17 protein-coding genes and 2 pseudogenes are annotated in these 20,395 nt (G+C 61.6%); 9 read left to right on the forward strand and 10 right to left on the reverse strand.

Annotation, left to right across the window (positions count from 1 at the left end; translation table 11 throughout):
• Positions 1–37: 37 nt before the first annotated feature.
• A complete protein-coding gene (gene fabV / locus KG088_RS08290) occupies positions 38–1,264 on the reverse strand; it encodes an enoyl-ACP reductase FabV (protein ID WP_213825043.1) in 1,227 nt (408 codons plus the stop codon).
• Between the two features lie 167 nt (positions 1,265–1,431).
• Between fabV and KG088_RS08295 the strand changes: the two genes are divergently transcribed.
• Entirely contained in the window at positions 1,432–1,818 is a 387-nt protein-coding gene (locus KG088_RS08295; RefSeq protein WP_213825044.1) for a DUF7079 family protein, read from the forward strand.
• A 10-nt stretch (positions 1,819–1,828) separates the two neighbouring features.
• On the opposite strand, the gene KG088_RS08300 is transcribed toward KG088_RS08295, so the two are convergent.
• The 5 genes from KG088_RS08300 to KG088_RS08320 all read right to left on the reverse strand — a co-directional run bounded on the left by KG088_RS08300 (position 1,829) and on the right by KG088_RS08320 (position 7,085).
• A complete protein-coding gene (locus KG088_RS08300; protein ID WP_213825045.1) occupies positions 1,829–2,314 on the reverse strand; it encodes a glutathione peroxidase in 486 nt (161 codons plus the stop codon).
• A 75-nt stretch (positions 2,315–2,389) separates the two neighbouring features.
• Complete coding sequence (locus KG088_RS08305) at positions 2,390–4,510, reverse strand: transglutaminase family protein (protein ID WP_213825046.1); 2,121 nt, start codon at positions 4,508–4,510, stop codon at positions 2,390–2,392.
• Positions 4,507–5,505 (reverse strand): DUF58 domain-containing protein, encoded by a 999-nt coding sequence (locus KG088_RS08310; RefSeq protein ID WP_213825047.1) that lies wholly within the window; start codon positions 5,503–5,505, stop codon positions 4,507–4,509. The genes KG088_RS08305 and KG088_RS08310 overlap by 4 nt, the downstream gene beginning before the upstream one ends.
• Positions 5,506–5,520: 15 nt before the next feature.
• Positions 5,521–6,477, reverse strand: coding sequence for an AAA family ATPase (locus tag KG088_RS08315; RefSeq protein ID WP_213825048.1), 957 nt, complete (start codon positions 6,475–6,477; stop codon positions 5,521–5,523).
• Between the two features lie 59 nt (positions 6,478–6,536).
• Positions 6,537–7,085, reverse strand: a complete 549-nt coding sequence (locus KG088_RS08320; protein WP_213825049.1) for an NUDIX hydrolase — start codon at positions 7,083–7,085, stop codon at positions 6,537–6,539.
• 155 nt (positions 7,086–7,240) lie between these two features.
• Here KG088_RS08320 and KG088_RS08325 point away from each other — a divergent pair, with 155 nt between their 5' ends.
• Positions 7,241–8,893, forward strand: a complete 1,653-nt coding sequence (locus tag KG088_RS08325) for an acyl-CoA dehydrogenase family protein (protein ID WP_213825050.1) — start codon at positions 7,241–7,243, stop codon at positions 8,891–8,893.
• On the opposite strand, the gene KG088_RS08330 is transcribed toward KG088_RS08325, so the two are convergent.
• Together KG088_RS08330 and KG088_RS08335 are read right to left on the reverse strand one after the other, a co-directional pair.
• On the reverse strand, positions 8,833–10,056 hold the full coding sequence (locus KG088_RS08330) for an EAL domain-containing response regulator (RefSeq protein WP_213825051.1): 1,224 nt from the start codon (positions 10,054–10,056) through the stop codon (positions 8,833–8,835). The genes KG088_RS08325 and KG088_RS08330 overlap by 61 nt on opposite strands.
• A gap of 112 nt (positions 10,057–10,168) precedes the next feature.
• On the reverse strand, positions 10,169–10,789 hold the full coding sequence (locus KG088_RS08335) for a LysE family translocator (protein WP_213825052.1): 621 nt from the start codon (positions 10,787–10,789) through the stop codon (positions 10,169–10,171).
• A gap of 157 nt (positions 10,790–10,946) precedes the next feature.
• Here KG088_RS08335 and KG088_RS08340 point away from each other — a divergent pair, with 157 nt between their 5' ends.
• Entirely contained in the window at positions 10,947–11,102 is a 156-nt protein-coding gene (locus KG088_RS08340) for a hypothetical protein (RefSeq protein WP_213825053.1), read from the forward strand.
• Entirely contained in the window at positions 11,092–11,706 is a 615-nt protein-coding gene (locus KG088_RS08345; RefSeq protein WP_213825054.1) for an exopolysaccharide biosynthesis protein, read from the forward strand. Before KG088_RS08340 ends, KG088_RS08345 begins: the two co-directional genes overlap by 11 nt.
• Positions 11,707–11,776: 70 nt before the next feature.
• On the opposite strand, the gene KG088_RS08350 is transcribed toward KG088_RS08345, so the two are convergent.
• Both KG088_RS08350 and otsB read right to left on the reverse strand, forming a co-directional pair.
• Positions 11,777–14,206 carry a glycoside hydrolase family 65 protein gene (locus KG088_RS08350; protein WP_213825055.1) on the reverse strand — a complete coding sequence of 810 codons (2,430 nt, stop codon included), beginning with the start codon at positions 14,204–14,206 and terminating at the stop codon, positions 11,777–11,779.
• Positions 14,203–15,840 carry a trehalose-phosphatase gene (gene otsB / locus KG088_RS08355; RefSeq protein ID WP_250148150.1) on the reverse strand — a complete coding sequence of 546 codons (1,638 nt, stop codon included), beginning with the start codon at positions 15,838–15,840 and terminating at the stop codon, positions 14,203–14,205. The genes KG088_RS08350 and otsB overlap by 4 nt, the downstream gene beginning before the upstream one ends.
• Before the next feature lie 171 nt (positions 15,841–16,011).
• Between otsB and KG088_RS08360 the strand changes: the two are divergent.
• From KG088_RS08360 to KG088_RS20035, 5 genes and pseudogenes are all read left to right on the forward strand, one after another.
• Positions 16,012–16,469: pseudogene (locus tag KG088_RS08360) on the forward strand (transposase); the annotation flags it as partial.
• Positions 16,470–16,613: 144 nt separating this feature from the next.
• Positions 16,614–17,102, forward strand: coding sequence for a pyridoxamine 5'-phosphate oxidase family protein (locus tag KG088_RS08365; RefSeq protein WP_213825057.1), 489 nt, complete (start codon positions 16,614–16,616; stop codon positions 17,100–17,102).
• Positions 17,095–17,655: a CAP domain-containing protein gene (locus tag KG088_RS08370; RefSeq protein ID WP_319941406.1), complete on the forward strand. Its 561-nt coding sequence runs from the start codon at positions 17,095–17,097 to the stop codon at positions 17,653–17,655. Before KG088_RS08365 ends, KG088_RS08370 begins: the two co-directional genes overlap by 8 nt.
• 539 nt (positions 17,656–18,194) lie before the next feature.
• Positions 18,195–19,202 (forward strand): extracellular catalytic domain type 1 short-chain-length polyhydroxyalkanoate depolymerase, encoded by a 1,008-nt coding sequence (locus KG088_RS08375; RefSeq protein WP_250148151.1) that lies wholly within the window; start codon positions 18,195–18,197, stop codon positions 19,200–19,202.
• A gap of 426 nt (positions 19,203–19,628) precedes the next feature.
• Positions 19,629–19,802 (forward strand): annotated as a pseudogene (locus KG088_RS20035) (IS3 family transposase); the annotation flags it as partial.
• Positions 19,803–20,395 lie beyond the last annotated feature (593 nt).

The raw sequence follows: 20,395 nt of genomic DNA on the forward strand, positions 1-20,395 counted from the left end.
GTCATGCCCTGACTGGCATGTTCTCGCCGGCATGTCCTTACAGGGTTACGACATCGAAATTGACCATGGGGTCCACATCCGCCTCATAGTCCACATCGTCACGCTCGAAACCGAACAGCTTGAGAAAATCATGTTTGTAGCCAGCGTAGTCGGTGATCGCGAAGAGGTTCTCAGTGGTCACCTTCGGCCACAGGTCCTTGCAGGCCTGCTGAACATCATCACGTAGTTCCCGGTCATCCAGACGCAGTCGACTCACCTCATCGATGATGCAGTCGTTATCCTGTTCTTCGCGAGCATAGAGGCATTCGCCGAACAGGCGGTTGAGCTGGTCGATGGTGCCCTCATGAAGGCACTTCTCCTTCATCACCTTGTAGACCATGGCAATGTAGAGCGGCATCACCGGAATGGCGGCACTGGCCTGGGTCACCACCGACTTGAGCACCGCCACGTTGGCGCCACCGCCGCTGGCCGAGAGACGCTTGTCGATCTCCCCGGCGGCCCGGTCGAGATCCTCCTTAGCTTTGCCCAGCGCCCCGTGCCAGTAGATCGGCCAGGTGATCTCGGTGCCGATATAGCTGAAGGCCACGCTGCGCGCGCCTGGCGCCAGCACACCGGCACGGTCCAGCGCGTCGATCCACAGCTCCCAGTCCTCGCCGCCCATCACCGCCTTGGTGTCCTCGATTTCCTGCTCGGTGGCGGGCTCGACTTCGGCCTCGATGATGGCGTCCTTGTTGGTGTCAATGGCCGTGGCACGGTAGGTCTCGCCGATCGGCTTGAGCACCGAGCGCTTGAGCTCGCCGCTGTCCGGCAGCTTGCGCACCGGCGAGGCCAGCGAGTAGACCACCAGGTCGATCTGACCGAGATCCTGATGGATCAGTTCGATGGCCTTGTCACGCGCCGCGTGGGAGAAGGCATCACCGTTGATCGACTTGCTGTAGAGCCCCTCGGCCTTGGCGAACTTATCGAAGGCCGCCGAGTTGTACCAGCCGGCGGTACCGGGCTTGGTCTCGGTCGACGGCTTCTCAAAGAAGACCCCCAGGGTATCGGCGCCATAGCCAAAAGCCGCGGTGATGCGCGCCGCCAGGCCGTAACCACTGGAGGCCCCGATCACCAGCACCTTCTTCGGCCGCTGCTGCTCATCAACCAGCGCCTCGTCCAGACCGCGACCACGCGTTGCCTCGATCTGCTCGAGGACGTTCTTCTCGCAACCGACGGGATGAGTAGTGGTGCAGATGAAACCGCGAACCTTGGGTTTGATAATCACGACAGACCTCGCTGTTGGGGACGGGCCGCGTGGGACCCAATCGAATGTTTCGGCGTGCTTCGATGCTTTACCATGAGCGTGCGTGCCATTCTAGCGAGCGAGGAGCGCACTGTCCGCCCCAGACGCTCGAAACCCGGGTACGATATTTAACAAGGCAGGAGACCCCGATGGACGCCCAACACCTGGTCGATGAACGCGGTGACCTCTGGCTGGCCCTTGCCCCGCTGTGGCTCGAACGCGAACCGCGAGAGACCGACTACGCTCGCATGATAACGGTCATCCAGCGTCACGATCTCACCCTGCAGCAACTCGAATGGGTGTTCCGGCTGGAGCTGGCGCCGGTGCTGTCACGCCAGCAGATGTCGGTGGCGGGGGAATGGCGAGCCTTCGATGACTATAAGCTGATGAAACAGCTGGTGGCTCACAACCTGCGTCTCAAGGGCTGGCGACGCAAGAGCTGGATGCTATTCTCGGGATTGACCACCATGATGACCCGCCATCGTTGGAACGAGCTGATGGCCCGGCTGATGGTAGAACGCGGCGAGATACCCTGAAGGCCGATGCTCACGGCTCGTCGAGGGCAAGCTCCAGCGCCTCGCGCAGCTTCAGCTCGCCGTCGCGTGGCGAGAAGCGGCGGATCACCCGGCCGTCGCGCCCAACCAGAAACTTGGTGAAGTTCCACTTGATCATGCCGGTACCCAGCACGCCCGGCGCCTGACGCTTGAGCTCCACGAACAGCGGATGGGCGTTCGACCCGTTGACCTTGACCTTCTCCATCAGCGGAAAGGTGACGCGGTACTCCCGCACGCTGAAGGCGCAGAAGTCGAAGGCCGACTCCGGCGACTGGCGGGCGAACTGATTGCAGGGAAACCCCAGCACGGTGAAGCCACGGTCACGATAGCGCGTGTAGAGCCGCTCGAGGTCCTTGAGCTGAGAGGTAAAACCGCAACGGCTGGCCACATTGACGATCAGCAACACCTGACCACGCAGGGCGCCGAGGTTGAAGGGCTCGCCGCGGTGAGTGCGGCACTGATAGTCATGAATGGACATGGCGACAACTTCGCTAGTGGTTATATTCACGATGCCACGCCCTCGCTCAAGACGCCAGTCCAAGGCGACGCGTCGTCATGCTCGCCGTCCACGCAGCCGTCGCCGCACTTCGGCGACGCGCATGGCCAGATGGCGTCGACGCTGGCGGCGTTCGGCTTCGCGCAGCGGTGCATACAGCAATCGTTCGGCGTGAAGGGCACACTCTTCGAGTGCTGGACCCGCCGCCCCGGCGTAGGGCGCCAGCCGCCGCAAATGGCTGGCTGGCGACTCCCCCGGCATCGACTCGAGGCCGCGCCGTTCCAGCCAGGCCTGAAGCGCCAGCAGTTGAACCCGCTCATCGTGATCGCGACGCCATCGATGCCACATCCGCTTGCCAAGCCACGCCACTGCCACGGCACTTGCCGCAAGCGCCAGAAACCCCACCAGGGGCGACCCTACCCCCCGTCCCGATGTCACATCGACGAGCCAGGCCCGAACTGCCTGCCAGCCCTCCGCCAGGCGCGCCAGGAGCTCACCGCGGGCACCGCGCTGATAGCCGATCACACCGCGCTGCCAGCGATACTCGAGTCGCTCCCACACCAGCCGCAGCGGGTTGGCCCAGCCTAGATTACGCAGGTGCAGTGGCGAGAAAGGCGCATCCGCCAGAAACCGCTCACGGCCATCACGCACCGCCTGGGGCCCCTGCTCAATGCGCTCGGGAGCGATCGCCGCGGTGGGGTCCAAACGCTGCCAGCCACCCTCGATCCACACCTCGACCCAGGCGTGGGCATCGTAGTCGCGTACCGTAAAATGGCCATCCGGGTGTCGCTCGCCGCCCAGAAAGCCCGCCACGATGCGCGCCGGAATGCCCACCGCCCGCGCCATCACCGCCGCGGCCGAGGCGTAATGGGTACAGTAGCCGGCGCGGCTTTCGAACAGGAATTCGTCGACGCGGTCGCCGGAGGTCAGCCGTGGCGGCGAAAGCGTGTAACGAAACGGCGCCTCGCCGAAGCGTGCCAGCACCCGCTCGAGATACCCGCGCGCCTCGCCATCGCTTTCGCGCCACAACCGTTCGGCAAGTTCACGGGTGCGCGAGTTACCCCGGGGCGGCAGCATGGCATGAAAGGCCGTGCCGGCGGGGTCAGCGTGGGCCGGCGCCTGTCCGCTGCTCTCGACCGTGAGCAGGGTACGCGACGACAAAGGCGCATCACCCTCCAGCGTGCCGTCGGCCAGATAGCGCTGGCGGCTGTCGGTGGTGAGAGGCGTGCCCAGCGAGGGCCGCCAGGGGCGGCTGTCGGGCTCGAGCAGGAGTTCGGCGGAAAAGCGCGACGGGCCGTTCTCCTCCTGCCAGGGGGATCGACGCCCTTCTCGCATGAAATCTTCGAGGGGGCGCGTCAACGTGGCCGACAGCCCCTGCGGCGTGACGCGCGACCAGCGGACACCATCGAAATTCGTCAGCGTATAAACCCGCCAGTAGCGCTCCGCGACCTTGGGTTCGCGGCCCGTGAAGCGCGCCCGGAAGGCGCGGGCATCGCTAAGTGATAGCGCGGCGATGTCACCCGGGGCGATCTCGTCGGTCAGGCCGGTGGAGGCCCTATCCAGTTGGGGCATCGCCCACAGCGGCCCGAGCCTCGGCACGCTGACGAAGAGCACCACCATCAGCGGCGCCGACAGCCCCAGCAGCCAGGCCGTCTCGCGCCACGCCCGAGCGGCACTGCCCGCCCCGGCCAGCCAGACCAGCGACTGCACCTGCCAGGCCAGCACCAGCAAGGCGCCCACCGCCATGGGAATGCCCTGGTCGTGAAGGAAGGCCGAGGCCGTCGCGACCATGCCGATCAGTACCACCACGCGGGCATCGCGGCGGTCATGGGTCTCAAGCAGCTTGAGCAGGTAGACCCCGACCAACAGCCCGATCAGCCCCTGCATGCCATAGAGGGTGCCGTACTCCAGCCACAACGCCGCCAGCAGCCCAGCCACCGCCACCAGGCGCAGGGCAATACCCGCCCGCGGCAGGCGGCCGCGCAATTGTAGGTAACGATAGCCCGCCACAGCCGCGGCAAGTGCGATCAGCCAAAGGGGCAACCACGCCAGGTGCAGCGCCAGAATCAGACATTGACCGATGAACAGCTGCCGCAGCATGGCGTTGCCCAGGGCATGGCCATCGGCCAGTACCGCCGGCTCCGAGGCAGCTCGCACCCCGACACGCCGCCCGATCACGTGGGCGACCCCTGTCGGGCGGCGGTGGACGGCGGGAAGCGGGCCAGCGCATCGAGGGCGGCGCGGCGCTGGCTAGCCCCTTCGCCCTGGGGCACGGTGATACCGGGCAGGCGCAGGCCGAAGCGGTCGCCGTCGCGATGATGCGCCAGCACGCGGGCGCAAAGCACCGACAGGCGGCGCTCGGGATCGCCCTGACAAGCGTCGTAGTCGAGCCAGAGCTGCCGGCGCGGCGGGACATGGAACGTCTTGGCGGCCAGCACGCCGGTGCGACTCCATTGCTTCCAGGCCAGCCGCGTGGGGCTGTCGCCGGGCACCGCGCGGCGCAGCCCGGCAAAGTCACCCTCCTCGCGGCCCAGCCCCGCCTGTCGGTGAGGCTTGGTCTTGTGCTCCAGCGGCTGCGGATACACCCACAGCGCCTCGGCGGTTTCGAGCCAGGCGACCACTCGCACCAGCCCCAAAGGCCAACGGCTTTGCAATCGCAGCATCGGCAAGCGTTGTCGACCGCGCCGAGGGGCCGACAACGCCAGGACGGTCTCGCCACGGCCGGCAGTCAGGTCGACGCAGGCCGACACGGAGGCAGCATGTACCTCGAGAGCGGAGCGCGACCGGTTGGCTTCGAGGATCACACCGAGCCGCGCCTCGCCGCCGGCAAACACCTCCCTGGGCAGGCGCAGCGTCATCTGCACGCCGAGCAGGTTGCGCCAACCACGCAGCAACCCCACCACGCCGAGGGCAAACAGCCAGAAGGCCAGCCCGTAGGCCAGGCTGTTCTGGTAGTTAATACCGAACAGCAGCAGCACCACGACCAACACCATCCACCCCAAGCCGAAGCGGGTCGGAAGCAGGAAGAGCCGACGCTGGGGAAGCGGTCTGGCCATTGGCGCCGTCAGGCGTCGGAACAGGCGGCGACGCAGGCGCTGGCGCCACCCGGGCGCCGCATCGGCCCCGCCATGGGACTCGGCATGCGTCTCAGCACGAGTCTCACTAAGCACCATGGGAAGCCCACGCCATCATCCCGGCATTACCGCCACACGAGCGAGCAGATGGCGGGCCAGCGCCTCGCCTTCCTCGCGCGGGCCGCGGCTCAGGCGATGCCCGGTGACCGGCACCCAGACCGCCTGGACATCCTCGGGCAGCACGTGATCGCGCCCTGCCAGCAGCGCCCAGCCTCGTGCGGCCTGAAGCAGTGCCAGCACGCCGCGGGTGGAGAGGCCCCAGGCCAGCTCGGGATGTTCCCGGCTGGCCGCCGCCAACGCCTGCACATAATCGAGCAACGCTTCGGCGACATGAACACCGCCCAGCCGCGCCTGCCAGGCCCGCATGCGCTCGGCATCGAACAGGGCCGGCAATGACTCGAGCTTCACCCGCCCAGCGTTGCCACGCAGTATCTCGCGCTCCGCCGCCGGGTTCGGGTAGCCCAGCGACAGCCGCATCAGAAAGCGGTCGAGTTGCGACTCCGGCAGGGCGAACGTGCCCGCCTGCTCCTGGGGGTTCTGGGTGGCGATGACGAAGAAGGGATCGGGAAGCGCGCGGGTCTCGCCCTCCACCGTCACCTTGCCCTCTTCCATGGCCTCGAGCAGGGCACTCTGGGTCTTGGGCGTGGCGCGGTTGATCTCGTCGGCCAGCACCAGGCCATGGAAGACCGGCCCGGGATGAAAGTGGAAGCTCGCCTCGCGGGGATCGAATACCGAAACGCCCAGCACGTCGGCGGGCAGGAGGTCGCTGGTGAACTGCAGGCGCTGCATGTCCAGCCCGGTGACTCTCGCCAACGCCTGGGCCAGCGTGGTCTTGCCGAGCCCCGGCAGGTCCTCGATCAGCAAATGCCCGCGACACAGCAGGCAGCACAAGGCGAGTCGCACTTCATGAGGCTTACCGAGCACCACTTCTTCGAGCGCGGCTACCACCGATGCCAGGCTCTCCGGCCGTGCCGGATTCTTCAGCCGCGACGCGTGCTCCTCATGCAACATGTTCTCCTTCCGCAAAGCGCTCTCTTCTCGCAAAGTGTTCTCCTGCTGCGCCTGGCGGTTCATGGCGCCACCGCGAGAGCACCGGCCTCGTCCAGCGCCATCACGGCCTGGCGGGTATCCGGCGTCACCTCTTCGAGGGCCAAGGCGTCGTCCGGCGCCAGCCAGAAAGCCTCGGCCACCTCTTCCGCCTGCAACACGAGTGGCCCGTCATGCTCGACCAGAAAGACACTGCCGAAGATATGATTGCCGCCCTCGGCATGGACGAATTCCAGCATGTGACGCAGCGGGACATGGCGGATGCCGAGCTCTTCGGAAAGCTCGCGTCGCGCCGCCACGTGCACCGCTTCGCCGGCGCCTACCACGCCGCCGGCGGCCAGATCGAGGCCACCAGGAAAGACCTCCTTGGTCAGAGTGCGGCGCTGCGCGCAGATCCCACCCCACCGGTTGCGCACCACGATATAGGTGGCGCGGTGCCAGTACCGAAAACGCCGCATCGTCGCCCGCATGGCGCTGCCGCAGGGCCGATTGCGCGCATCCACCAGCTGTATGCGCTCATTGGCGATATGCGGGCGTGGCAGCAACTCGGGTAAGGGGACGTCGGCGCTCATGGGAGCCTCCCGGCAAAAGGGCCTTCAGCCTAACCAGTCGCGCCTGGCACGTCACGCATCGCGTCACACGCTGAGTCATTCCCTGGGTACCACATTGACCGTTTGGTTGGCGCCGGCCATGCTCAGGGAAATGCGCGCTACTGTCGGAGGCCCCCATGGACGACCATGCTCCCCGCTCGCGCCAGGCCACCCATGAAGTGAGTAATCAGCCCGATACGGGCGGCGACCGCGACCTGCTGGCAGCGGACCGGCCATTGCAGGAAGCGCTTGCGCGCGAGGCCCCGCAGTGGGTAATTCAGCGCCTCTCCGCCCTCGGGCAAGAAGCCGGCAGCGCCCGCGCGCGCGAACTGGGCCAGGCGGCCGACCGCCACCCGCCGGTGTTGCGGGCCTTCGACGCGCATGGCCGCCGGCTCGACGAGGTCCGCTATCATCCCGCTTACCATGAGTTGATGCACCTGGCCATCGACCATGGTTGGCACGCCGTGGCCTGGCAGGAAGAAGGCTGCGGCGGCCATCAGGCCCACGTCGCCGCGCTCTACCTGCTCACCCAGGCCGAGCCAGGATTCTGCTGCCCGATTACCATGACCCACGCCGCCATGCCGGTGCTGCGTCATTCGACCGTGGTACATGACCGCTGGGCCCCGGGGCTGCTGGCTTGGGACTACGATCCGCGCGCCCTGCCCGCCGCCGACAAGACCGGCCTGACCTTCGGCATGGCAATGACCGAGAAGCAGGGCGGCAGCGATCTTCGCGCCATTACCACGCGTGCCGAGCCGGACAGCGACGGCTGGCGACTCACCGGTCACAAGTGGTTCTGCAGCGCCCCGATGTCCGATGCTTTCCTGACGCTTGCCCGGAGCGATGCGGGGCTTGGGTGTTTTCTGGTGCCGCGCTTCACGCCGGATGGCCAGCGCAACCCTATCGAACTGCAACGCCTAAAGGACAAGTGCGGCAATCGCGCTAATGCCTCGGCGGAGATCGAATACCGCGGCGCCTGGGCAGAACCGATCGGCGAGCCGGGCCGCGGCATCGCCACCCTGCTCGAGATGGTCCAGCAGACGCGTCTGGACACCGCCACCGCCCCGGTGGGCATGATGCACCAGGCGCTGGACGAGGTCTGGCGCCATGCCTGCCAACGCCACGCCTTCGGCCGACCGTTGGCTGACCAGCCGCTGATGCGCGGTGTGATCGCCGACCTGGCACTGGAGGTGGAAGCCGGCCTGGCGCTGGTGATGCGCACCGCACGCGCCTTCGACGCCGCCGTGCGTGGCGAGCCGGACGAGGTCGCACTGGCCAGGCTACTGCCGGCGCTGGCCAAGTACTGGCACAACAAGCGCGGGCCGGGGTTCATGGCCGAGGCCATGGAATGCTTGGGCGGGATCGGTTATGTAGAGGAACTGCCGCTCGCGCGGCTCTACCGCGAAGCGCCGGTCAACTCGATCTGGGAAGGGTCGGGCAACGTGATCTGTCTGGATGTACTTCGTGTGCTCACGCGTCATCCCGAGGCACTCGACGCGCTTCGCCGTCTGCTCGGTGAAGCAGGCGGTCAACAAGCAGAGTTCGATGCGGCGCTCAAGGAGCTGGAAAGAGAACTCGGCCGACCGGTGAGAGACCTGGAACCGCGCGCCCGCTGGCTGGTCCAACGCCTGGCGCAGTGTACCCAGGCCGCCCTGCTGCTGTGCCACGCCCCCAGCGTAGTGGCCGAGACCTTCTGTCGCGCCCGCCTCAGCAGCGAGGCGAGTACGGCCTATGGCATATTGCCAAGCGACGCCCCGCTTTCCGCCATCCTCGAGCGGATCGGCAGCTGATAGGACGCCAGAGCGGGAATGGCGTTCGCGGATACCGGCTGCGACAGACCGAAGCCCTGCACATGCGTACAGCCAAATTGTTCCAGCAGCGGCAGAATACTCAGCTCTTCGATGCCTTCGGCCACCACGCGGATGCCCAACCGCCGGCCGAGCAGTGACACCGCCTCGACGATGGCCGAATCCTGGGGATTTTCATGCAAATGGCTCACGAAGCTGCGATCGATCTTGACCTCGCTGATCGGCAGCACCTGCAAGCGTGACAGCGACGAGAAGCCCACGCCAAAGTCATCCACCGACATTTCCAACCCACCGAGATGCAACCGGGCCGCCACTTCGCTACCCAGAAGTTCGTCCTCCATGACGGCACTCTCGGTGATTTCCAGCACCACCAGACGCGAGCTGTTCGGCGTTGCATGGCGTGTCAACTCCAGCAGGTCAGGATTCATCAGATCGTCGGCGGTCACGTTGACCGACAGCGACAGAAAGACCCCCTCCTCGCACCACCTCTCGGCATCATCCAGAGCGCGTTTCAGCACATAGCGAGTCAGGCGCTTGCCTTGGGCTCGTGTCAACAGGGGCAGGAAACTATCCGGACCGAGCAAGCCCAGGCGCGGATGGTCCCAGCGCACCAGCGCCTCTACGCCGCTCAAGCGGTCGCTGGCGAGTTCGTACTGAGGCTGGTAGTAGAGCGTCAACTCGTTCCTGGCCAAGGCAAGCGCGAGCTCATGCGTACTCACCACCGGCTCTGCTTCCGGGTGGGGAAGCGTCTCGCGGACGACACGCCACCTGCCGAGACGTTGACGCAATTCGGCCAGCCGCATGGGCTTTTCCAGTGAGCCGAGCATCTGTAAGCCCAGCGTCTGGCCTACCCGCTCGGCGATACGCGCCACCTTGCGCTCCACCCCGCTGATCAGCAGCACCCTGCCTCGGTAATTGGCCTCGGCGAGCCGATGCAGCAGGGCGATGCCGTCCTGCTCACCAAACTCGAGCGCCATGATCACCAGCGGCGGCGGATAGAGGGCGACGTTTTCCAGCCAGGCCGCGGCCTGGCGAAAATGGCAACTCTCCATCCCTAGCACGCTGAGTTGCAGGGAAAGCTCGGCGGCGACATCTAGGTCGGTTTCCAGCACCAGCGCTCGCGTTTTGTGTAATGGATCGTGCATCGACCAGGATTTCCGTTCCAGAAGACACCTTGAGGATAGCACCAGCACGAGTGGCTGATGGCCAACGACCAATTTCTGTGTCGATTTGACGACATCATCACCCTCCCAGTTCCTAGCCGGTCAGGGGGCCGACCATCACCCGCAGGGCCAGCGCCAGCAGCAGCACGCCGGTAATGCGATTGATCCAGTGCGCCCGGGCCTGCAGCCACGGCAACACCCGCGAGTGGGAAAGACTCAGCGCCACCAGCACGTACCAGCCGCCGTCGATGATCATCGCCGTCAGCACGATGATCGCCCGGTCCGCCATACGCATGTCCGGCGTCACGAACTGGCTAAGCAAGGCCACGAAGAACAGGATCAACTTGGGATTGCCCAGCGCCACCAACATGCCCTCGCGCGCCGCCTGGCTTCGCGTGGTGGTTAACGCCTTTGCGGCGAAGGCACCGGCTCGCCCGGCGCACAGCGCCTTGATGCCCAGCCACGCCAGGTAAGCGGCACCCAGCCAGGTAATGGCCTGGAATAGCCCGGGCAGGCGCACGATCAACGCCCCCAATCCCCAAACGGTGAGCAGGGCATAAAAGCCCACGCCCAGCGCATGAGACAGCGCCGCCGTTATACCCGGCGCGCGACCGCCCCCCAGGGTGTGACGCAGCACCAGGGCCAGGCTCGGCCCCGGCGACATGGCGCCCAAGGCGCAGATCGCCACCAGCGACATCCATAACGATAACGGCACTAGGTTCTCTCTCTGCGGTCGATCACGATACGGCTCATAAATTGAAGCCTCATGCCGTGCGCATCATAAGCGCTGGCGAACCACCTTCCCAGCGCGGGTGTACACCCACAGCGCGGGGGAGGCTAAACTAGCGGATCATTTTCTCAGGGAGCCCAACATGACGGTCTGGACCTTCGCCCTCGCCCTGGAGCTGCTCGGCGTGCTGCTGATCTTTATCGGTTGGCAGGGCGCCAGTCCCGTCGGCTTCGTGGGCCCGGCACTAATGCTGCTGGGCGGCATTTTGCTGTTCACTAGGAGGTCAAATGGCCGATGACACCTCCCGGGCGGAACAAGAAGTCGCGCCCACCGACCTGACAACCCTGCTCGAGCAGATACGACATGCCGGGGAAGGCGAAGAAAGGGTCAGCCTGGAGGCCATTCTCGACAGCGTGGGCCAACGCTCCTTCGCGCCGTTCCTGCTGATCGCGGGACTGATCACCTTGGCCCCGCTGATTGGCGATCTCCCCGGCGTGCCCACGCTAATGGCCACCTTGGTCGTGCTGTCATCTGGCCAGCTGCTGGCCAGACGCAAGCACGTGTGGTTTCCCCGCTGGCTGCTGACGCGCCAGGTATCGCGTGAGCGCTTCCAAAAAGGCCTGGATTGGATGATGCGTCCAGCGAGCTGGGTCGACCGGCTGCTCAAGCCGCGGCTCTCTCGACTGACCCGACCGCCAGCGAATCTGCCGGTGGCGTTGACCTGCCTGCTGATCGCCATGGCCATGCCGCCCATGGAGTTTGTACCCTTTACCGCCAATGGCGCCGGCCTGGCTCTGACGTTGTTCGGCCTCGCCCTACTCGCCGACGATGGCTTGCTGGTGTTGTTAGGCTACGCCTTCACCGCCGCCACACTGACGCTGGTCATCGTCAATCTGGTATAGATCTACAAAAGGGAGTAACCGCAGAGAAGGAGGTTCAAGAAGCCAATCACCTTGGCGTCAACGACATGGGCTATGAACTCGGCCCCATGATTCGCCAAACACTGCCGCCTGGCTGGCAATGAAATTCGAGGCTTTGACCAGCCCCGAAACAATGGATTTCGTCCTGCACAGCGATGCGCACGGTTTTCGCTCCCCCCTCCGAGACGCTAAGCGTCATGCTATTACCCTTCATGGTAATTTCTATCCAGTGGCCATGGTAACGCAAGCGTAGGTGCAAGCCCGGTAACGGGTCGGGCAGGCAAGGGTCGAACCGCAACAACCCGTCACGAACCTCTAGCCCCGTCTCGCCACGCTGAACCAGGTCGACAGTACCGGCCATGGCGCCCAAGTGAATACCTTCCTGAGTCGTCCCGCCCTGCACATCGGCGATATCGCTTTCGAGCGCCTCATTGAGCAATGTCAGTGATCTTGGCCGATCCAAACGGGCCAGTACCCAGGATTCAACGATACGGCTCAAGGTCGAGCCGTGAGAGGTGCGCTGCTGATAATAGTCAATAGTGCGCGGGATCAGTTCCAGGGTGAATGTATAACCCAGTTGCTGGAAAAGATCGCTAAGTTCATCAGCGGAAAAAAGATAAAACAGCATGAGGGCATCGGCCTGTTTCGACGCCTTGTAACGATTGACCGTATCGCCCTCGGCCTCGAGAAGCCGATCCAGACGATGAATATCCCCATATTGGCTTTGATACCTCTTCCAATCGAACTCTTCGAGCCGTTCATAGCCCTCGAACTGGCTGATAACATCATCGTGGAAGGGGATGAAGAGCTTGTGGCTGATCGCTTCCCACGTCGCAATCTCCTGATCGGTGACTGCCAAGGTTTCACACAGCTCCTGACGTCGTGCAACACCAATTCGCTCCAGGGCATCGTTAGCCCGCCGCAACACCCAAGCCACCATCAGGTTGGTATAGGCATTGTTATCGAGCCCGGGCTCGTCTGCCCATGGATAACGGTCATGGAATTCGTCCGGCCCCATCACACCACAGATATCGTAGCGTTTGCGGCGGGCATTCCAACGGGCGCAACTGGCCCAGAAACGAGCAATTTCCAGTAGCAATTCAGCACCATAGTAGGAAAGGAATTCGCCGTCCTCGGTGACTTCATAATAGCGCCATACATTGAAGGCTATGGCGACATTCACGTGGCGTTGAAGATGGCTATGGTCAGCGATCCAGCGTCCCGATTTAGGGTTGAGATGCAGCATCTGGCTTTCTTCACGCCCACTACTGCCGCTTTGCCAAGGGTACATGGCGCCGCGATAACCTGCTTCTCGCGCCAAGCGGCGGGCTTCTTCCAAGCGGCGATAACGGTAACAAAGCAAAGCACGCGTAATCTCGGGTATGCGAAAGTTGAGAAACGAGAAGATAAACAACTCATCCCAGAAGATGTGGCCACGGTAAGCCTCACCATGCAGTCCACGTGCCGGCACTCCGACATCCAGATCAACCACGTGAGGCGAGACGGTTTGCAACAGGTGAAAAATATGCAATCGCAAGATTTTCTGGGAGCGACCTCCGCCCTTGAGCACCAGATCACAGCGATACCAGAGATGCCGCCATACCTGGGCATGACTTGCCAACAAATCAGCAAACTGCCCCGCCCGGGCAACTGAATGCCTCACGGCAAGCCCAGGCTCCGAGATAGCCCTGTCTCTGGAAGTATGCATGGCAATCACCTTCTCGATGCAGATTTCCTGGCCTTCGGTGACGTCGAAGCTCAACGCCTGAGCGATGTAACCTGTCTCTCGTACGAGTTGACACTCGGCATTCACTTTACGCTCACCGATGATGACTTGGGTCCGAGCGGCCTGGGCCACACGCAAATGCGACTGGTTGGTTTCAACCAGCAGCCGGATGGTGTCGTCATCGAGCGGCTCGGCGCTTAAAGGTACTAGGTGAGTGCTTGCCAATTCACGATACCGGGTCACACCGGCATTGATGACGCGCCCGTCGAGTGCGGAGCACACAGAAATCCGTCCCGACCAGTTCTCCGGCGTCAACTGCCATTGAATGGCAGCGAGATGTGGGTTTCCCATATGCACGAGGCGCCGAGAGACAATGGTGGTTTCCCGGCCTTGACGATCGCGAAAGCGCGTATCCCTTTGAAGTATGCCGGTTTTTAGATCCAGCATCTGGTGATAATCCAGAATATCGACCGCCATGAGATTGAACCATTCACCTTCCTCGGGCCGGAATGTCAGGCTTAACCAGTTCGGCATGTTGACGAGATCCTCGCTTTCGATCTCATGCCCGGCGATCTCGGTTGTTAATCGATTGTAGCCCCCGGCAAGGTAGGTACCCGGATAATGAATGTCGCCGGCTTCGGCCTCTTCATTCGCCCCTCGGGTAGCAAAATAGCCATTCCCCAAGGTACATAGCGCTTCGCGAAGCCCCTCTTGGCCAGCGTTGAAGTCGGTATAATCGAGTGTCCAGTCGGTCATGGATGAGCTCCAATCGCGTTGCAAAGGCGGTTCATAAAACGCCCGACCGCCTGGGGGTCTTCGAGCCAATAATGAGCCTTGGTTGGCTGGGGAGCCTCGGCCACCAGCAACCCAAGCCCCTGTTCATGCCCCTGCCCTTCACGCAAGACCTTGAAAGCGTCTTCGTCCGTTTCATCGTCCCCGAAATAAAGCGGCAGAATATCGTCATCACGCGACTCAACGCGCCCATTCCATACAAGCGCATCAAGCAGCCAACGCAGGGCCTTACCCTTGTCCCAGGGTAACGTCGGCCTCAACTCGAAGATTTTCTTGCCGCCTGTACGGCGCAGCATTGACGCCGACGCTTCGACGGCCTGTTCAACAGCTTCCTCGATAGCCTCGAGGTGCCCCGCTGCCACGAGCCGGTAGTGCACGGCAATCGCGTAGCGCTTGCGCTCGACGATGACCCCCTCGATATCACTCAGTTTTTGCTTCAATTCAGCTTCGGTACGATCAAGCGCAGGCAGGAACTCCTCCGCATGCTCCTGTTGCATGCACAGGCCCCCGGGGCCGGCGATATCGAAACCGTGGCTTCCGGCATAAACGAGGTTATCCAACGCCACCAGCCGCTCGACGTCGGCACGGTCACGCCCACTGATAATCGCCACGGTATAGCGCTCGGCCACATTACGTAGCGTTTCGCGCATATCATCGCTGAGCACGGCGAGCTCGGGTCGATCGACAATCGGCGTCAGGGTACCGTCGTAATCGAGAAAAATGACCAAACGCTTGTCGGCTAGCGTTTGGACGATCTTATCGTAGCAAGCCAGCGCATTCGGCAACGTCGATGCGCCGGATACGGTATCCGGCGTCAATTCGACAAGGTCGTCAACCACGACATCAGCGCCGTGTTCGAGCAAGTCATTACGTTGATCAGCACGATCAACCCCCACCACTAAAGCGAAACCCGCGGAGCGTGCCGCCTCGACGCCGGATAAAGCGTCCTCTACCGCAAAGGCACGGTCAGGCGTTATCCCCAACAAGCTTGCTGCCAGCAAAAAGGTGTCCGGATCCGGTTTACCCTTTAATTTTCTAAGCTCAATGTCGTTCCCATCCACATGGGCATCAAACAGATGGCTCAAGCCGGCAGTCTCAAGCACAGCAACGGCATTCTTGCTCGATGAAACCAAAGCTGTTTTTAGTCCCGCGTCCCGCAAACGCTGAATAAAAGACACCGAGGAATCAAAGACTTCAACTCCGTCTTTTGCCAGGCGCTCTCCAAACAGGCGGTCCTTGAGATTACCCAGCCCACAGACCGTCTCATGCCCAGGCGGATCGTCAGGCGTGCCGTACGCCAGGGTAATGGTGCGGGACGCCAGAAAATCTCGCACCCCTTGGTAGCGAGGTTTGCCGTCAACGTATTGTGAGTAATCCACGCCGGCATCAAAGGGCTTGAACCGCTCGCCCGTTGTTGCCGCGCGGCTTCGCAGATAGTCGTCGAAAAGCTGTTTCCACGCAGCACAGTGCACATTGGCGGTGCGCGTTACTACACCATCGAGATCGAATACACCCGCACTGAAAGACGCGAGATTGAAACGGTGCTTGGCACCGTCGGCTTTTTTCATCATGGCGAGCCCCGGCATGCCCAGCAGCAAGATGGCTGACCTTTATCAGCCTAGACGACATGTGCTCTATGAGCAGTGGTTAGACTTTGTCACTTGTCAGGCCCAGATGTTGTTCGAGGAAGACACATTTTTTCAATTTCTGGCATATCAACTATTTTAAATTGATTTAAGAGGGTGTTTATAAAAACAATAGGTGATTGAAGTGCCGCCGTTCTGGATGCCAATCGACGCGGCATTCGCCACAAGGCGGAACCAGTGGCTACGATGCCGGGAAGAAGGTTAAAGGCCGCAAGCGCCATGTCCTGGTCGACACCCTGGGGCTGATACTTGCCGTAAGCGTGACGGCCGCCAGCGTGCAAGACCGTGACGGCGCACATCCTGTGATGGCCAGTGGCATGGAAAAATATGCTGGCATATCAAAGGTTTTTGTTGATGCGGGTTATGCAGGACGTTGTGCGCAGACAGTCCGCCAGCGGCACGACATTGCGGTTGAGGTCGTGCGCCATCCCGCCAATGCCAATGTTGGCCGTTGGTGCGCACCGGACCAGGGAGACCTTTTCATGCGCCAGCCAGATGCCAACGGCTTCATGGTGCTCACGAAACGCTGGGTCGTCGAGCGCACTCATGCCTGGATCGAAATCGAAAAGACTCGGCGGCTGGCACGGTTTACGGCTCTCTCATGACTGTCCGATAGTGCGTTTGCCGAGGTCCACAAGGGTAGCTAGGCTAATTCTCGTCGTGCTCGATTCTTTGGCACCGCCATTTCCTTTTCGCCGCACCGTATTCGACAGGAGGTTGAAGCTATGTCCAGCCCTGAGCACAAGCAGAAAATCTGGAAGATGATCAAGGATATCAAAGTCGGCATGCTGGTTACGCTGGACGGGGACATGCCTCGTGCCCGGCCGATGCATCTGGTTCAGGATGAGTACGACGGCACCCTGTGGTTTTTCACCCGTCGCAGTGCCGAGAAGGTCTTTGAAACCGCCAGCGATCGCGACGTCTGCCTAAGCTTTTCCGATCAGGAAAAGGGCGTATACGTATCGCTCTCGGGCAAGGCCAACCTGACCGATGACCGCGAGTTGATCGAAAAATACTGGAACCCCTTCATCGCGGCCTGGTTTCCCGAAGGCAAGGACGACCCGGAAGTCGCGCTGCTGGAAATCAAGGTGCAGATGGGTGAGCACTGGAAGGCCAAGGAGAGCAAGACATTCCAGCTCTATGAGATCGCCAAGGCCAACGTCAAGAAGGACGCCACCCCGGACCTGGGCGAAAATGAAAAGTTCGGTGGCTGAGCTCGTGCTGACGCGCCCTACCGTCTGGGCGCTGGTCGGCCTGTTGATGCTCATGGCTTCAAGTGGGTCATGGGCCGCTGATAAAGCACCGAGTGGCGGCTCCACTAGCCAGGGCAACTGCGAACTGACCGATCGTAAGCGCGAGATGTTGTCGCGGATCAACGAGGCGCGCAGTCAGGCCCGGCAATGCGGCAACCAACGTTCTACGGCGGTGGAACCGCTGACCTGGAACTGCACGCTCGAAGCGGCTGCCGAGACACATTCCCGCGACATGGCCGAGAACGACTATTTCAGCCATACCGGTCCCGATGGCGTGGGGATTCAGCAGCGTGTCGGCAACAGGGGCTATGTCTGGCGAACAGTGGGCGAGAATATCGCCGCCGGCCAGGCGTCGATCGCTGCCGTGATTGAAGGCTGGCTGGAGAGCCCGGGGCATTGCCGCAATATCATGAATGACGCCTTCACCGAGATGGGCATGGCCAAGGCCGAGCCCGACGATTCGGGATCAACGTACTCATTCTATTGGACACAGGTACTGGCCCAGCCGCGCTAGGCTGGCAGAGAATCAGACTTGTAGAGTAGAACACCGAAGTGTCACACCTCAGGGCCTGATCTTACCCTCTAATCTTTGAATCCCATGGTTTTGGGCTCCATGAGTAATATGGTGCCGGCGGTCGGACTCGACACACTATCTACAGCGGCGGATTTCCGCGCCCCGTGGCTAGGGGTTAGGCGTCACCCAGTACCTTGGCTTTTCGCTGGCGCCCAGCATTAGCATCCATCAAGGGCGGGCAAGATAAGGGCTCACTACAATAGCGGACCGCTGCTGATAGAGATAATCCATCCTATCTCTACACCAGTCATTTACTTGCCCTTTATTGTGGTGGCTTTACCACCATCAGGCGACGCCTAATAAAGGTGAAACTGTCTCGTTGAGAGTCTTTCTGGCGGAAGGCCTGATAGCGACAAAAGTATCATGTTCGCTTACGCACAGAGACGTCCCCATCGGTCGAGTAACATGGCGTTCAAAGCGTGGTGTAGGAACAGCCTATTCAATGTCAATGGGAGCCGCACCATGCATCAGGAGAGTTAATGATGAATCTTATGGATCCCAATACGTATATGGGTGGAAGCAACAGCCAGAATGACCGTCTGGCAGACCTGAAAGAATTTGAGTCAAACTTAGGCACCTTGTATACGGGGGGAAGCAACAGCCAGAATGACCGTCTGACACACCTGAACAAATTCGGGTCAAACCCGGGCGCCTTGAATGCCAAGATCTATATACCGGAGGATTTGCCCGCAGGTGCTCCGCTAGTCGTCGTGCTGCATGGTAGCGATCAGACAGCAGCTGAGTACGACGTGGGTGCCGGCTGGTCTGACATTGCTGACCGATACGGCGTTGCATTGCTTTTCCCCGAGCAGCAGCGCGTGAACAATATGACGCTCGGTTTCAATTGGTTCGAGCCCGACGACAGCCATCGCGGCGCTGGCGAGCCACTCTCCATTCTGCATATGGTTGAACAAGTGGTCAGCGATCATGGCATCGACCGCCAGCGTATCTTCATCACAGGGTTGTCAGCTGGCGGTGCCATGACGTCGGTCATGCTTGCGACCTACCCGGAAATCTTTGCTGGCGGCGCCATCGTCGCCGGTTTGCCGTACGGCAGTGCCGACACCCTCCCCACGGCCCTACTCCGAATGAAGGGTCTAGGATCCCCGACAGCGCAACAGCTTGAAACACAGCTGCGGAATGCCTCGGCGCATGAGGGACCTTGGCCAACACTGTCGGTCTGGCACGGAAGCGTTGACCGTACGGTTGATGCCTCGAACGCCAATGGGATCCTCGGACAATGGCGAGCGCTACATGATCTTGAGGAAAGCCCATCCAGCACGCACACCGTTAATGGCTATCCCCGTCGAGTCTGGAGTGATGCTGAGGGTCGAGAACTCATTGAAGAATACAGCATTACCGGAATGGACCACGGCACACCGCTGAAGACGCATGGTAAAGACAGTTACGGCTCGAGCGGCGACTACATGCTTGAGATGAATATCTCTTCCACGCACCACATTGCTGATTTCTGGGGGTTAGTGTGACGTGAGCCCCGCGTTGGGCCGGAAACAGGACGCCTTTTGATTGCCGTTGTTTTTTTCAAGCGCCCCTCATTTAAGGCGTCTCAGATACCTCTCGCGCTAAACATCCCGTAATGGCTGGATCATTCCCACCGAAAGACACCTGACACGCCAGCCACAGACAAGGCCATGAGGCTCGATACTGTCACCGCCCCGCTATGTCGGCCAACGCACAGAAGTCGTCTACCTGGCGACATATCATCTAATCAATGCCTGACGCACAGCGATCAGCCAGATTTCACTTCGAACAGGACAAAAGGATAGTGTATGAACAATATTGTGTGGATCGTCGGCGCGGTCGTGATCGTCGTCGTGGTGCTGTCCTTTCTCGGACTGCGTTAATTAAAATCCATTGGATGCCGTGGCGAACAATAAGTCTCGATCTAATAGACGGAGCGACTGGAGGATACCAGCATTGAGCCCTCTGCCAGAAGCGTAGGCGATTGCTACGATAATGCGTTGGCCGATACGGTAATTGGGTTGTCCACGGCCGACGTGATCCGCCGACGCGGGCCATGGCCAAGCCTAGAAGCCGTTGAGTTCGTCGCCCTGGAAAGGGTCAACTGAGTCAATTAACAGCGAATCCTAAAGTCAATCGGCAACATGCTACTCGCAAAGCAAGAAGCGCTTTATAGCGCTGTACTATGCGCAACGGGTCAGTTTAAGCAGTCAGCCTGTCGAACCAAAGGAACACCGAGAATACCAGCACGGCTCAAGCATCATGTTTGGCCAGATAGTGGGCACCCGTTATTGGGCGCTTGCCATACTGGCATGTCATCATTTGTTAATATGCCGAGATTCTGTCGGCTTCCTACATCGCGTGGAGGGGAGCGGACAATGTATACGCGCGTAATTGGTCGAAAAATCATCGGCTTTACAGACAAGCAATGGCGCCCAGCATGGGCGCCATTGCATTGATGCCGACGATGGCCTAGCGCCCCCGTTGGGGCGGCGGCAGGATCGGGGCTCGGGCCGAAGAACGAGATACTGCCGAACAATCGGCCTACGAAAAAAAATAGGCGCTGCTTCCCCTGCAGCGCACAGCGCAACATCCTTGTTTAGGCATATCCTTTGCCACGCTCACCCCTAAGGATGAACCTCACGGCACGCACTCACTGTTCGCTGGCGCACGCAGCGGTGAAAATCCAGAAGAGCAA

The sequence above is a fragment of the Halomonas jincaotanensis genome, assembly GCF_018448785.1.
Lineage (GTDB): Bacteria > Pseudomonadota > Gammaproteobacteria > Pseudomonadales > Halomonadaceae > Halomonas > Halomonas jincaotanensis.

Bases quoted from the DNA above. Each gene is read 5' to 3' on its own strand.
- KG088_RS08345 (WP_213825054.1), top strand. From the start codon at position 11,092: ATGGCCGATGACACCTCCCGGGCGGAACAAGAAGTCGCGCCCACCGAC.
- KG088_RS08375 (WP_250148151.1), top strand. From the start codon at position 18,195: ATGATGAATCTTATGGATCCCAATACGTATATGGGTGGAAGCAACAGC.
- KG088_RS08310 (WP_213825047.1), bottom strand. From the start codon at position 5,505: ATGGTGCTTAGTGAGACTCGTGCTGAGACGCATGCCGAGTCCCATGGC.
- KG088_RS08315 (WP_213825048.1), bottom strand. From the start codon at position 6,477: ATGTTGCATGAGGAGCACGCGTCGCGGCTGAAGAATCCGGCACGGCCG.
- KG088_RS08300 (WP_213825045.1), bottom strand. From the start codon at position 2,314: ATGTCCATTCATGACTATCAGTGCCGCACTCACCGCGGCGAGCCCTTC.
- KG088_RS08295 (WP_213825044.1), top strand. From the start codon at position 1,432: ATGGACGCCCAACACCTGGTCGATGAACGCGGTGACCTCTGGCTGGCC.
- KG088_RS08330 (WP_213825051.1), bottom strand. From the start codon at position 10,056: ATGCACGATCCATTACACAAAACGCGAGCGCTGGTGCTGGAAACCGAC.
- KG088_RS08340 (WP_213825053.1), top strand. From the start codon at position 10,947: ATGACGGTCTGGACCTTCGCCCTCGCCCTGGAGCTGCTCGGCGTGCTG.
- KG088_RS08365 (WP_213825057.1), top strand. From the start codon at position 16,614: ATGTCCAGCCCTGAGCACAAGCAGAAAATCTGGAAGATGATCAAGGAT.
- KG088_RS08325 (WP_213825050.1), top strand. From the start codon at position 7,241: ATGGACGACCATGCTCCCCGCTCGCGCCAGGCCACCCATGAAGTGAGT.
- KG088_RS08320 (WP_213825049.1), bottom strand. From the start codon at position 7,085: ATGAGCGCCGACGTCCCCTTACCCGAGTTGCTGCCACGCCCGCATATC.
- KG088_RS08350 (WP_213825055.1), bottom strand. From the start codon at position 14,206: ATGACCGACTGGACACTCGATTATACCGACTTCAACGCTGGCCAAGAG.